Origin of the sequence: Ruegeria sp., from assembly GCF_965221235.1 — a bacterium.
In the GTDB taxonomy this organism is placed as follows: Bacteria; Pseudomonadota; Alphaproteobacteria; order Rhodobacterales; family Rhodobacteraceae; genus Ruegeria.
On record NZ_CBDCRS010000004.1, the window covers coordinates 707413 to 720351 of the forward strand.

10 protein-coding genes are annotated in these 12939 nt (G+C 59.7%); 4 read left to right on the forward strand and 6 right to left on the reverse strand.

Annotated elements, in window-relative coordinates; translation table 11 throughout:
- A complete protein-coding gene (gene mce, locus ACOQOY_RS06590) occupies positions 1-405 on the reverse strand; it encodes a methylmalonyl-CoA epimerase (protein WP_420584668.1) in 405 nt (134 codons plus the stop codon).
- A gap of 135 nt (positions 406-540) precedes the next feature.
- Here mce and ACOQOY_RS06595 point away from each other — a divergent pair, with 135 nt between their 5' ends.
- Positions 541-1257 carry a response regulator gene (locus tag ACOQOY_RS06595; RefSeq protein WP_420584669.1) on the forward strand — a complete coding sequence of 239 codons (717 nt, stop codon included), beginning with the start codon at positions 541-543 and terminating at the stop codon, positions 1255-1257.
- Between the two features lies 1 nt (position 1258).
- A complete protein-coding gene (locus tag ACOQOY_RS06600; protein ID WP_420584670.1) occupies positions 1259-1411 on the forward strand; it encodes a hypothetical protein in 153 nt (50 codons plus the stop codon).
- Positions 1412-1445: 34 nt separating this feature from the next.
- On the opposite strand, the gene aspS is transcribed toward ACOQOY_RS06600, so the two are convergent.
- From aspS to ACOQOY_RS06620, 4 genes are all read right to left on the reverse strand, one after another.
- Positions 1446-3221: an aspartate--tRNA ligase gene (gene aspS / locus ACOQOY_RS06605; RefSeq protein WP_420584671.1), complete on the reverse strand. Its 1776-nt coding sequence runs from the start codon at positions 3219-3221 to the stop codon at positions 1446-1448.
- 77 nt (positions 3222-3298) lie between these two features.
- Complete coding sequence (locus ACOQOY_RS06610; RefSeq protein ID WP_420584672.1) at positions 3299-3970, reverse strand: CPBP family intramembrane glutamic endopeptidase; 672 nt, start codon at positions 3968-3970, stop codon at positions 3299-3301.
- Positions 3967-4614, reverse strand: a complete 648-nt coding sequence (locus ACOQOY_RS06615) for an aminotransferase class IV family protein (RefSeq protein WP_420584673.1) — start codon at positions 4612-4614, stop codon at positions 3967-3969. The genes ACOQOY_RS06610 and ACOQOY_RS06615 overlap by 4 nt, the downstream gene beginning before the upstream one ends.
- Positions 4569-5696, reverse strand: coding sequence for an aminodeoxychorismate synthase component I (locus ACOQOY_RS06620; RefSeq protein WP_420584674.1), 1128 nt, complete (start codon positions 5694-5696; stop codon positions 4569-4571). Before ACOQOY_RS06620 ends, ACOQOY_RS06615 begins: the two co-directional genes overlap by 46 nt.
- A gap of 176 nt (positions 5697-5872) precedes the next feature.
- On the opposite strand from ACOQOY_RS06620, the gene carB reads away from it, so the two are divergent.
- Both carB and ACOQOY_RS06630 read left to right on the forward strand, forming a co-directional pair.
- Positions 5873-9217 carry a carbamoyl-phosphate synthase large subunit gene (gene carB / locus ACOQOY_RS06625; RefSeq protein ID WP_420584675.1) on the forward strand — a complete coding sequence of 1115 codons (3345 nt, stop codon included), beginning with the start codon at positions 5873-5875 and terminating at the stop codon, positions 9215-9217.
- A 252-nt stretch (positions 9218-9469) separates the two neighbouring features.
- The gene (locus ACOQOY_RS06630; RefSeq protein WP_420584676.1) at positions 9470-9880 is read left to right on the forward strand and encodes a VOC family protein; all 411 of its coding nucleotides are present in this window, start codon (positions 9470-9472) and stop codon (positions 9878-9880) included.
- Between the two features lie 17 nt (positions 9881-9897).
- Here the strand turns inward: ACOQOY_RS06630 and ACOQOY_RS06635 are convergent, their stop codons facing one another.
- Entirely contained in the window at positions 9898-12939 is a 3042-nt protein-coding gene (locus tag ACOQOY_RS06635; protein WP_420584677.1) for an efflux RND transporter permease subunit, read from the reverse strand.

Consider the following 12939-nt stretch of genomic DNA (forward strand, 5'->3'; position numbering starts at 1 on the left):
TTAGACCTGTTCTAGCTCGACCAGGCAGCCGTTAAAGTCCTTGGGGTGCAAAAACAGCACCGGCTTGCCATGCGCGCCGATCTTGGGTTCTCCGGTCCCCAAAACGCGTGCGCCGGTCTCTTTCAGGTGGTCGCGGGCGGCGATAATGTCTTCGACCTCATAGCAGACGTGATGAATGCCGCCGGCGGGGTTCTTTTCCAGAAACCCGTTGATCGGGCTGTCCTCGCCCAGCGGGTAAAGCAGTTCGATTTTGGTGTTGGGCAGTTCGATGAAAACGACCGTCACGCCATGATCAGGCTCATCCTGAGGTGCGCCAACCTTGGCCCCAAGAGCGTTGCGGTACTGCGCTGAAGCGGCCTCAAGATCAGGAACGGCGATGGCGACGTGGTTCAGGCGACCAATCATGGAACTCTCCTTACGTTCTGCGTTGCAGCGGTTATGGGGGGAGTTGGGGCAAAGAACAAGTGCGCCAAATTGCCGTTAACGTCGTGTTAGCCAGAAGTTCCTAGCGTGAGGCATCTGCTGATTAGGAGTTCTGCCATGGACGATTCGAGCCCCTTCGCCTCTCCCGCACAGCCCACGGCCACGCGGCCTCTGCTGGGTCAGACTATTCTGGTTGTTGAGGACAGCCGCTATGCCTGCGACGCAATCCGCCTGATGTGTCTGCACAGCGGCGCGCGGATTCGGCGTGCGGATTGCCTAACATCGGCCCGCCGACATCTGCAAATCTACCGCCCCTCGGTTATTCTGGTGGATATCGGCCTGCCTGACGGCTCTGGTGCCGAGCTGATTGCCGAACTGACCGAGGCAACGCCTCGTATAGGCGCCATTCTGGCGATGTCCGGCGATGCGTATGGTCAGGATGCAGCTGTGCAGGCCGGGGCTGATGGTTTCCTGGCCAAACCGCTGAAATCCTTGTCTCATTTTCAGCAGTTCATTCTTGAGAGCCTGCCCGAAGACCGCCGTCCCAACAATCTGCACGCCATACGGGATGAAATCATTCGCCCCGACCCGATGGCCTATCAGGACGACATGGCCCACATCGCCGATGTTCTGGCCGGGCCAAACGATCATCGTACTCTGGACTACGCTGCCCAATTCCTGCGCGGTGTGGCCCGCGATGCCGAAGATACGGTGCTGGCGGATGCAGCCCAAAAGCTGGCCGAGTCTCGCGCGAGCGGCACGCCGGTAACGGCACTGGCCGCACAGGTCGCGGGCATCGTGCAGGCACGGCTGGAACAGCGTGAGGCGATCTGAGATGGCGACGGCTTACTTTCTGACCGCCGCGATCGTCTGCGTTTGGGCCTACACGCAGGCTCGCGCAGCGGCCCGAAACATTCGGATCGCCCGCGACTCTCTGCCCTGCCCGCTGGATATTTCCAACAAGGCAGGCAGCCCCAGCGGGAAATGAAAACCCCGCCGCATGGCCTGCGACGGGGTTCTGTTTATTCTTGCGGGATGACCCGCAGACCCAGTTCCATCAACTGATCCGAGGTCGGATCGGACGGCGCGTCCATCATCAGGTCTTCGGCGCGCTGGTTCATCGGGAACATCATGACCTCGCGGATGTTGGCCTCATCGGCCAGCAGCATCACGATCCGGTCGATGCCCGCAGCACAGCCACCGTGCGGCGGGGCACCATAATGGAAGGCGTTGAAGAGCGCACCAAAACGGGATTTCACCTCATCCTCGCCGTAGCCCGCCAGTTCAAAGGCTTTCAACATGATCTCGGGCTTGTGGTTCCGGATCGCGCCCGAGACCAGCTCATAGCCGTTACAGGCCAGATCGTACTGATAGCCCTTGACCTCAAGCGGATCACCATTCAGCGCGTCCATTCCGCCCTGCGGCATCGAGAACGGGTTGTGCTCAAAATCAATCGCGCCGGTTTCTTCGTCCTGCTCATAGATCGGGAAATCAACGATCCAGGCAAAGGCAAAGCGGTCTTTCTCGGTCAGGTTCAGTTCTTCGCCGATCACGTCACGGGCCTTGCCAGCGACCTTTTCAAAGGCTTTCGGCTTGCCGCCCAGGAAGAACGCCGCATCGCCGACGCCCAGACCCAGTTGTTGACGGATCGCCTCGGTCCGTTCGGGGCCGATGTTCTTGGCCAGAGGTCCAGCGGCCTCCATCCCCTCACCCTGATCGCGCCAGAAGATGTAACCCATCCCGGGCAGGCCCTCTTTCTGGGCAAAGGCATTCATACGGTCACAGAACTTACGGCTGCCACCGGTCGGCGCTGGGATGGCGCGGATTTCGGTGCCCTCTTGCTCCAACAGCTTCGCGAAAATCGCGAAGCCAGACCCGCGGAAGTGGTCGGAGACCACTTGCATTTTAATAGGGTTACGCAGGTCGGGCTTGTCGGTGCCGTACCACAGGGCGGCGTCCTTGTAGGAGATTTGAGGCCAGTCCTGATCGACCTTGCGGCCACCACCAAACTCTTCGAACACGCCGGTCAGAACAGGTTGGATTGTGTCGAACACGTCCTGCTGTTCGACAAACGACATCTCAAGGTCGAGCTGGTAGAAATCGGTGGGCGAACGGTCGGCGCGTGGGTCTTCATCGCGGAAGCAAGGTGCGATCTGGAAATACTTGTCGAAGCCCGACACCATGATCAGCTGTTTGAACTGCTGAGGGGCCTGCGGCAGCGCGTAGAACTTGCCCGGGTGCAGACGCGACGGCACCAGAAAGTCGCGCGCACCTTCCGGCGACGAGGCGGTGATAATAGGCGTCTGGTACTCGCGGAATCCCTGATCCCACATGCGGCGACGCATCGAGGCCACAACGTCCGAGCGCAGCGTCATGTTCTGCTGCATCGCTTCACGGCGCAGGTCCAGATAGCGATACCGCAGGCGGGTTTCCTCAGGGTATTCCTGATCGCCAAACACCATCAGCGGGAGTTCGTCGGCCGCGCCCAGAACCTCAAGCTCACGCACATAAACTTCGACCTCGCCGGTCGGCAGTTTCGGGTTCACCAGCTCGGGGTCCCGAGCTTTGACGGTGCCGTCGATGCGGATACACCATTCCGAGCGCACTTTCTCCAACTCGGCAAACGCCGCGCTGTCACCGTCGCACAGAACCTGAGTCACGCCGAAATGGTCGCGCAGGTCGATGAACAGCACACCGCCATGATCTCGGACCCGATGCACCCAGCCAGACAGGCGGACGGTTTCACCGACATTGGCGGCGGTCAGAGCGGCGCAGGTGTGGCTGCGATAGGCGTGCATGGAATATCCCTTCGGGCGCAGAATTCGTCGCGCCGATACACCCTGTCAGGCTTGGAAAGTCAAGGCGGGTCGCGCCGTCAAAACGGCCTTTGCACGTTGCCCGAGTAGAAATAGACGCCCAGACCGGCGGCGAAGATGATATTCCCCGCTATCGCATGTAGCAGGACCGCATAGAAAAACGATCCGCGTTTGCGGTAGGCCCAGGTGAACAGCAGCCCCCCGGCGAAGGTCATGATGGCGACGATCCAGCTCCAGTACATCAGGTGTGCCAGTGAAAACAGCCCTGCGTTCAACAGGTAAGCCGCGCGCCCGTCGGGTAGGATCGCGTGATAGCGGCGGAAGAACAGCGAGCGGAACAGCAACTCTTGCGGCAGGGCTGACAGGATCGGGTAACCCAGCCAGATCACGATCAGAAATTCGGGTCGGTTACTCAACAGGAAGAACGCCGCATCTGGCCGCATAACCATCACAAGTGCGGCACAGAACGCCGTCATGGCGATGGTGAAGACCACGACCTCACGCCACGACCAGTTTTGCCAATTGTACCGTAGCTCAGCCCAGGCATATCCCGGTGTGTAATGCAGCAGCACGATCCCGATGGCCGTAAAGGTAAAAAGCGACGGGAACATCCAGTTCGGCGGGAAAAACACCGCGATCAGCACCGGTACGGCGATGAAGAACAGTCCAAACTCCAGTCGCAATCGCAGATGCGGTGTCGCGCTGTCCGCCCAATCGGTTTGTTTGCTCACTGTATTGCCAACTCCACCCGGATCAGACCACGCAACGAATTTCCCACAAAGATTTTTGTTGCGTTTTTTAGGTCGGTCAAGGTCAGGGTGGCTTCGGTAACCTGTTTATTATCCAGCAATTCTTCGCGCAGGATGCCCGGCAGGACGCCACTGATGAGGGCCGGGGTCAGGCAGCGGCCGTCCGGCATGTCCAGAAAAACGTTGGTAATGGTACCTTCGCAAAGCTCGTCGCGTTCGTTCAGAAACAGAAGTTCATCGACCCCGTCAGGCAATTCCGCTCGGGCCGTATCATACACAGCGCGCTGAGTGGTCTTATGCTGCAACCAGATATCAGACGCTCTCAGGCGCGGCGCGGCGATAGTCACGCGCCAGACCGCAGGATTGTCAGCCAATGCGCCGGTCGTCACGTCGGTCTCGCCGTCAACGGCCAGCGTCAATCGGCAGCGCAGCGGAGCCTTCCCAGCATTTGCCTCAAGGTGTTCGACCGCACGTTCACTATTGAAGGGAATGCCAAAAGCCTGTGCCGACCGCGCCATACGGGCCAAGTGACGATCCCGCCGCACAAACCCCTGATCGGGCCGGTAGGCCAGCGTTTCGATCAGACGGAAGTCAGGGTCAACTGGCGGGCAAAGCGGGCTTTCCATAGCGCTTCCTCATACTCTGACGGGGCTGTGCTGTCCCAGACTACTCCGCCGCCTACATTCAGCGTGGCCTTGCCATCCTCAACCATCAGAGTACGGATCGCCACGTTGAACTCGGATCGCCCGTCCGGCGCAGCCCACCCGATAGCGCCACAATAGATATCGCGCGGCCAGGGTTCGAGATCGGACAGAATTTCCATCGCACGAATCTTGGGCGCGCCGGTGATCGAGCCGCAGGGAAACAGTGCCATCAGGATATCGGACAGCTCGGCCCCCAGATGCAGCTGCGCCTGCACCAGCGAAATCATTTGGTGTACGGTCGCATAAGTCTCGACCTTGAACAGCTCGGGCACTTTGACCGATCCGGGCAACGCGACGCGGCTGATATCGTTGCGCAGCAAATCGACGATCATCAGGTTCTCGGCCCGATTCTTGTCGTCGGTGGTCAGGAAGGAACGGCGGCGCGCGTCCTCGGCCATATCCTCGCTGCGCGGCTGGGTGCCCTTCATCGGACGGGTTTCGATCCCCCGGTCGGCATCAGTGCGGAAGAACAGCTCGGGCGAGCGGCTGAGCAAATCGGGCAAACCGTCCTGCTGCACCAATGCGCCATGGCCCACCGGTTGCCCGGACGCCAGCGCGGCATAAAGCGACGCGCTGTCGCCCTCGACGGTCAGATCAATCGGAAAGGTCAGGTTTGCCTGATAGATGTCTCCTGCCCCGATGGCATCATGCACCTGCTGAAAGGCGTCCGTGTACCGCGCCTCGTCCCAGCGAGGAACAAAGCCGGTCACCCCGCCTGCCGCCGGTGGAAGATCACGTTGGGTGGGTGCATCATAAACGCCAAAGCACAACAATGGCAGGCGGCGATCCTCAGGCAGACGGTCGATCAGGCGGGGTTCCAGCGCGTACCCAAGTTCATAGCTGGCATAGCCCGCCAGCCACACACCATCCGCGCGCGCCTCATCCAGCGCCGCCAGAGCCTGGGGCACGTCGTCCGGCTGGTCCGCACGGATCACCTTGGCTGGCCGGTCAAAACTGGTTCCCGGCCCAGCCGGCCCCTGATCGAAACGAATACGCAAGTGCATCCTCATTTGTCGTGCTGCGCGGTATAGAGAATACGGCGTCAAGTGAAAGAGGGGAAAGCGGCAATTTCACCGCCGTTTCCGATACCCCTTGAACCTTTTCGCGCGGTCCCTATAACGCAGGACAATTTGGGCGCTTGGGGGTGCCCTGACTCGCAGATAACCAAAGGAACCAGGCCATGCCCAGAAGAACCGACATCCAGTCGATCATGATTATCGGGGCGGGGCCCATTGTTATCGGTCAGGCCTGCGAGTTCGACTATTCCGGCGCTCAGGCCTGCAAAGCGCTGCGGGAAGAAGGGTACCGGGTCATTCTGGTAAACTCAAACCCGGCCACCATCATGACCGATCCCGGACTGGCCGATGCCACCTATATCGAGCCCATCACCCCCGAAGTTGTCGCCAAGATTATCGAGAAAGAACGTCCCGACGCCCTGCTGCCCACCATGGGTGGACAGACTGGCCTGAACACCTCGCTTGCATTGGAAGAGATGGGCGTGCTGGAAAAATTCGGTGTTGAAATGATCGGCGCCAAGCGCGACGCCATCGAAATGGCCGAAGACCGCAAGCTGTTCCGCGAGGCGATGGACCGTCTGGGTCTTGAGAACCCCAAAGCAACCATCGTGACCGCACCCAAGCGCGAGGATGGCAGCACCGATCTGGACGCGGGTGTTCAGATGGCGCTGGACGAGTTGGAAGAGATCGGCCTGCCCGCCATCATCCGCCCCGCGTTTACTCTGGGTGGCACTGGTGGCGGTGTGGCCTATAACCGTGAGGATTATATCCACTTTTGCCGCTCGGGCATGGATGCCTCACCCGTAAATCAGATCCTCGTTGATGAAAGCCTGCTCGGCTGGAAAGAATACGAGATGGAGGTGGTGCGCGACACTGCCGACAACGCGATCATCGTCTGTTCGATTGAAAACGTCGACCCAATGGGCGTTCATACGGGCGACTCGATCACCGTGGCCCCTGCCCTGACGCTGACCGACAAAGAATATCAGATCATGCGCAACGGTTCGATTGCCGTTCTGCGCGAGATCGGGGTCGAAACCGGCGGTTCGAACGTACAATGGGCGATCAACCCCGAAGATGGCCGCATGGTTGTGATCGAGATGAACCCGCGTGTATCGCGCTCCTCGGCGCTGGCGTCGAAGGCAACCGGTTTCCCGATTGCCAAGATCGCCGCAAAACTGGCTGTGGGCTACACGCTGGACGAGCTGGACAACGACATCACCAAGGTCACGCCTGCGTCGTTCGAACCGACCATCGACTATGTCGTCACCAAGATCCCGAAATTCGCGTTTGAGAAGTTCCCCGGTTCGGAACCTTACCTGACCACCGCGATGAAATCGGTGGGTGAGGCCATGTCCATCGGTCGTACCATCCACGAATCGATGCAAAAGGCACTGGCCTCGATGGAATCGGGCCTGACCGGCTTTGATGAGATCGAAATTTCTGGCCTGAACGTAGGTCTCTGGGAAGAAGCGGACGACAAGGCGGCCGTGATCAAAGCGATCAGCCAACAGACGCCTGATCGTCTGCGCACCATCGCGCAGGCCATGCGTCACGGTCTGACCGATGATGAAATCTTCGGCGTCACCAAGTTCGACCCGTGGTTCCTTGCCCGTATCCGCGAGATCGTCGACGCCGAGCGGCAGGTCCGCAAGGATGGCCTCCCGATGACCGAGGACGGCATCCGCAGGCTGAAAATGCTGGGCTTCACTGATGCGCGTTTGGGCAACCTTACTGGTCGGGATGAAGACAACATCCGCCGTGCCCGCCGCAATTTGGGCGTCAACGCCGTGTTCAAACGTATCGACACCTGCGCCGCCGAATTCGAAGCGCAGACGCCCTACATGTATTCGACCTATGAGGCCCCGATGATGGGTGAGGTCGAATGTGAAGCACGCCCCTCTGACCGCAAAAAGGTTGTCATCCTTGGCGGTGGCCCCAACCGGATCGGTCAGGGTATCGAGTTCGACTATTGCTGCTGTCACGCCTGTTTCGCGCTGACCGAGGCGGGATATGAGACCATCATGGTCAACTGCAACCCCGAGACGGTCTCGACCGACTATGACACCTCGGACCGCCTGTATTTCGAGCCGCTGACCTTTGAACACGTCATGGAAATCCTGACCAAGGAACAGGAAAACGGCACGTTGCACGGCGTTATCGTTCAGTTTGGCGGCCAGACGCCGCTGAAACTGGCCAACGCGCTTGAGGCCGAAGGTATTCCGATCCTCGGCACCACGCCGGACGCGATTGACCTGGCCGAAGACCGTGAGCGGTTCCAGGCTCTGGTCAACGATCTGGGCCTGAAACAGCCGAAGAACGGCATCGCCTCGACCGACGAACAGGCACTGGAAATCGCCGAGGAAATCGGCTTTCCGCTGGTGATCCGGCCCTCTTACGTTCTGGGCGGCCGCGCCATGGAAATCGTGCGCGATATGGATCAGCTGCGGCGCTATATCAACGAGGCTGTGGTGGTCTCGGGCGACAGCCCCGTTCTGCTGGACAGCTATCTGGCCGGTGCGGTCGAGCTGGACGTAGACGCCTTGTGCGATGGCACTGACGTGCATGTCGCGGGCATCATGCAGCACATCGAAGAGGCTGGCGTTCACTCGGGCGACTCGGCCTGTTCGCTGCCGCCCTATTCGCTGTCGAAAGAGATCATCGCTCAGATCAAGGATCAGGCGTTCAAACTGGCAAAGGCGCTGAACGTTGTCGGCCTGATGAACGTCCAGTTTGCGATCAAGGATGATGAGATTTACCTGATCGAAGTGAACCCGCGCGCCTCGCGCACCGTGCCTTTCGTCGCCAAAGCGACCGACAGCGCAATCGCTTCGATTGCCGCACGGGTCATGGCCGGTGAGAAGCTGTCGAACTTCCCGCAGCGACCGCCCTATCAGGAAGGTCAGGACACCAAGATCGCGGACCAGATGACGCTGGCCGACCCGGACATGCCGTGGTTCTCGGTGAAAGAGGCGGTGATGCCTTTTGCCCGCTTCCCCGGTGTCGACACCATTCTGGGGCCGGAAATGCGCTCAACCGGTGAGGTCATGGGCTGGGACCGCGACTTCCCGCGTGCCTTCCTGAAGGCACAGATGGGTGCAGGTATGGTACTGCCTTCCTCGGGACGGGCGTTCATTTCGATCAAGGATGCCGATAAGACGGCGGCCATGCTTGAGGCCGCGCAAGTGTTGATCGGGCAAGGGTTCACTCTGGTCGCGACCCGTGGCACCCAAAGCTGGCTGTCTGAACACGGTGTGGCCTGTGACGTGGTCAACAAGGTCTATGAAGGCCGCCCGGACGTGGCTGACATGCTGAAAGACGGTCAGGTTCAGTTGCTGATGAACACCACCGAAGGCGCGCAAGCGGTTGAGGACAGCAAGTCCATCCGCTCAATCGCGCTGTATGACAAAATCCCCTATTTCACCACCGCAGCCGCCAGCCACGCCGCCGCGTTGGCGATCAAGGCGCAGGCCGAAGGGGATGTTGAGGTGAAGTCACTGCAAGGCTGACCGGCCCGAAACCGCTTAAACGAAACACGTTTTACGCGCCCGTTGACCTTGTGTCTTCGGGCGCGCATCTTTTCTGCAAACGAGCAGAAGGATAACGAAATGCGCAGGTTCTTGATTTTCGCCGCGTTGATGACACTCGCAGCATGCGACGTGCCGCTAATCCCATTGATCTGACGCGGCCTCAGGCTCCATTTTGCTTTCCCTGTTGCACGGCAGGCTCCATGATACGGACCTGAACCGGGCAGGAAAGCTATGCACCTTTACACGACTTACGGAACCAACAACCTGCCGCAGGCCATCCGGTTCTATGACGCGATATTTGCTGTTTTAGAACAGCCACGCCTTCCGGGATGGACCGAAAACCGCGCGGGCTGGGGAACAAATCCCGAAGCCGGTACCGGATTCTGGGTCTGCACACCCTTCGACGGCAATGCGGCCAGCGCGGGTAATGGGACAATGTTGGCCTTCCCTGCCCGCAGTGCGGAGCAGGTCAGGCAGTTTCACGCCGCCGGTCTGAGACATGGCGGCGCGGACGAAGGCAAACCCGGCATTCGGGATTACTACGCGCCCGATTTCTACGTGGCCTATTTGCGCGATCCGGACGGCAACAAACTGTCCTGTTTTTACTACCACTACGATCCGGCAAAAGATCCGGGCGACTGAAAAGCCGCCCGGTCCCATCAGGCTGCCGCAGCTTCGCGCTTTTCATCCCGCGCGAAGAACACGAGGTAAAAGACCGGAGCCGCGACCATCGTCAGAATGGTGGCAAAGGCCAAACCACCCATGATCGTCACCGCCATCGAACGGAAGAACGCGTCCGTCAGCAGAGGCGCCATGCCAAGAATGGTGGTGATCGCTGCCAGCATCACCGGGCGCAAACGCGAGACCGAGGCTTCAACAATCGCCTCGCGCAGGGGCTTGCCGGTGGCGCGTACAAGGTCGATTTCCTCGACCAGAACGATGCCATTCTTGATCAACATCCCCGACAGGCTGAGCAAGCCCAGCAAAGCGGTGAATGTGAATGGAAGCCCAGTTCCCAGCAGGCCAATCACCACCCCGTTCACCGACATCGGCACCAGCAGCCAGATGATGATCGGCTGACGGATTGCGTTGAAGATCAGCACCGAGATCAGCACCATGATCAACAGGCTGAGCGGCAATTGGCGCCCAAGGCTTTGGTTGGCTTCGCCAGCGTTTTCGAACTCGCCGCCCCATTCCATGCGGTAGCCCGGTGGCAGGTCCATATCCTCGATGACACTGCGCACTTCGGAATGCACCTGAGCCGCCGTCAGATCGGGCGGAATGTCCGCCCCGACAGTGATGGTCAGTACGCGATCCCGGCGGTGCACCAGAGTGTTGAGCGATTTGTATTCGAACCCATCCAGCATCTGTTCAATTGGCACAAATTTTTCCGACTGATCCGAATACACCACCTGATCGACGATCGAATAGTCACCATCCACCGGGCGGCGCACGATAATCGGGATCAGACGGTCCCGTTCACGGAATACGCCTGCCGTGAACCCGTCTGTCGAGAATTGCAGCGTCCCGGCAATGTCTTCGCGCGTGACGCCAGCAGTCTGGGCGCGTTCGGTTGCATAGATTGGCTGCACAGCCAGTTCCTGCTCGAACCAGTCATGGGATACATTCAGCGCGTTGGGGGATGCGGCCTGCATCCGGCGCACGGCCTCATCCGCCAGTTGCCGCAGAACAGCCGGATCGCTGCCCGAAAACCGCGCCTGGATCGGATCACCACCGCCCGGACCGAAGATCAGCCGCCGGGTTCGGAATTCACCTTCGGGGAACTGAGCCTTTCCGAACGCTTCCAGATCGGCCTGTAAGGGCGGAATGTCATCCAGCGTTTCGGTGCGAATGATCATGTGACCATAACTGGGGTTCGGATCCTCGGCGGAATAGGTTAGCAGAAACCGGGTTGCCCCCTGCCCCACAAAAGTTGCCACCGAGACAACGTCGTCACGTTCCGCCAGCCAGTCTTCGAACACTTCCATATCCTGCGACGTGCGCGCGATGGTGGTGCCTTGTGGCAGCTTGTAGTGCACAAAGAACAGCGGCGTATTCGAGTCGGGGAAGAACTGTTGTTTGACCAGACCGAAGCCCGCGAAACAGGCCATGGTCACGCCGACAAGCGCGGCAATGACAAGCCAGCGGAACCGAAGCGCCCAACGCAGGATCGCGCCATAGACCCGGAACATGATCCCGCCATAAGCATCCACACCGCCCTCTTTCCCCTGCTTGAAGAAATAGTGACCCAGCAGCGGCGTCACCGTCAGCGCCAGCACCCAGCTGAGCAGCAAAGAGATACCGATCACCGCGAATAGCGAGAACAGGAACTCACCCGTCGCATCCGGGCTAAGGCCAATCCCTGCAAAGGCCATGATGCCGATCACCGTGGCCCCGAGCAGCGGAATTTGGGTTTTGGACGCGGCCTCATCCGCGGCATCGCGCGAGTTTTTGCCGCGCAGCATGGCAATCTGCATCCCTTCGGCAACCACGATGGCATTGTCCACCAACATCCCCATCGCAATGATCAGCGCACCCAGCGAAATCCGTTCCATCTCGATCGAGAAGATGGACATGAACAGCAATGTACCGACTACGGTCAGCAGCAGGGTCGAGCCCACGACAAGTGCCGCGCGCCACCCCATGAAGATCGCCAGCACCGCAACCACGATGGCCACGGATAGGGCAAGGTTCACCAGAAAATCGTTCGAGGCCTGCTCGACCACCACATGCTGCTGATAAATGGGCAGGATATCCACGCCGAAGGGTATCTGGGGGTTAAGCTCGGCAAATTTGGCATCAGCGCGCTTGCCAACTTCGACAATGTTCTCAGTCGACAATCCGGCGATCCCCAGCGTGAACGCTTCAGCGCCGTTGAAACGGATTATGACCTCAGGATCGGTCTGACGTCCACGGTACACATCCGACATGTCGAACAGGTTGATGACCTGCCCCTGCGAGCCCACAGACAACCCCGCAATCGCGGAAACCGAGTCCGACCCTTCTGCGGTCAGGATCGTCGTGCGGTCGTTTTCCGACCGCAGAGACCCGGATGAGTTCACCGAGTCGGCATTGGCAATAGCTTCGTTGATCGCATTTAACGGGACGTTTTGATTGACCGAGATGGCAAGGTCCGGCTCAACAAAGATGGCTTCTTCAGGCAGACCGCGCACCTCGACATCGGCAACGCCGTCGACGGTCAAAAGCTCGCGCCGCAGGAAGGTGGACAGTTCGTGTTTCTCGGCATCGGTAAACCCATCGGCCGTTACGGCATAGAACAGGCCAAAGACATCCCCGAACCCGTCATTGACCAGTGGCTCCCCCACACCGGATGGCAGGTTGCGCGCAGTATCGCGGACCTTGGCACGCAGTTTGGTCCAGATTTCCGGTAGCTCGCTGCCATCATAGGTGGATTCGATTTCGACCTCGATCAGCGAAAAACCGGGCTGGTTGACCGAGGTGATGGTGTCCACCTCGCCCATTTGTTGAATGGCGGATTCCAATGGCTCGGACACTTCCAGCGCCACTTGCTCCGCCGTCGCACCGGGGTACTGTGTGGCGATGACGGCGTTTTTGATGGTGAAGGCCGGGTCTTCGAGACGACCCAGCGAGAAAAACCCCCATATCCCCCCGAAGAGGGCCAGCAGGATGATCAGCCACGTATAGATCGGCCGGTCGATTGAGGCGCGAGCGATGTTCAT

Coding starts and splice junctions, on each gene's coding strand:
- mce (WP_420584668.1), bottom strand. CDS start 405: ATGATTGGTCGCCTGAACCACGTCGCCATCGCCGTTCCTGATCTTGAG.
- ACOQOY_RS06595 (WP_420584669.1), top strand. CDS start 541: ATGGACGATTCGAGCCCCTTCGCCTCTCCCGCACAGCCCACGGCCACG.
- ACOQOY_RS06600 (WP_420584670.1), top strand. CDS start 1,259: ATGGCGACGGCTTACTTTCTGACCGCCGCGATCGTCTGCGTTTGGGCC.
- aspS (WP_420584671.1), bottom strand. CDS start 3,221: ATGCACGCCTATCGCAGCCACACCTGCGCCGCTCTGACCGCCGCCAAT.
- ACOQOY_RS06615 (WP_420584673.1), bottom strand. CDS start 4,614: ATGGAAAGCCCGCTTTGCCCGCCAGTTGACCCTGACTTCCGTCTGATC.
- ACOQOY_RS06620 (WP_420584674.1), bottom strand. CDS start 5,696: ATGCACTTGCGTATTCGTTTCGATCAGGGGCCGGCTGGGCCGGGAACC.
- carB (WP_420584675.1), top strand. CDS start 5,873: ATGCCCAGAAGAACCGACATCCAGTCGATCATGATTATCGGGGCGGGG.
- ACOQOY_RS06630 (WP_420584676.1), top strand. CDS start 9,470: ATGCACCTTTACACGACTTACGGAACCAACAACCTGCCGCAGGCCATC.
- ACOQOY_RS06635 (WP_420584677.1), bottom strand. CDS start 12,939: ATGAACATCGCTCGCGCCTCAATCGACCGGCCGATCTATACGTGGCTG.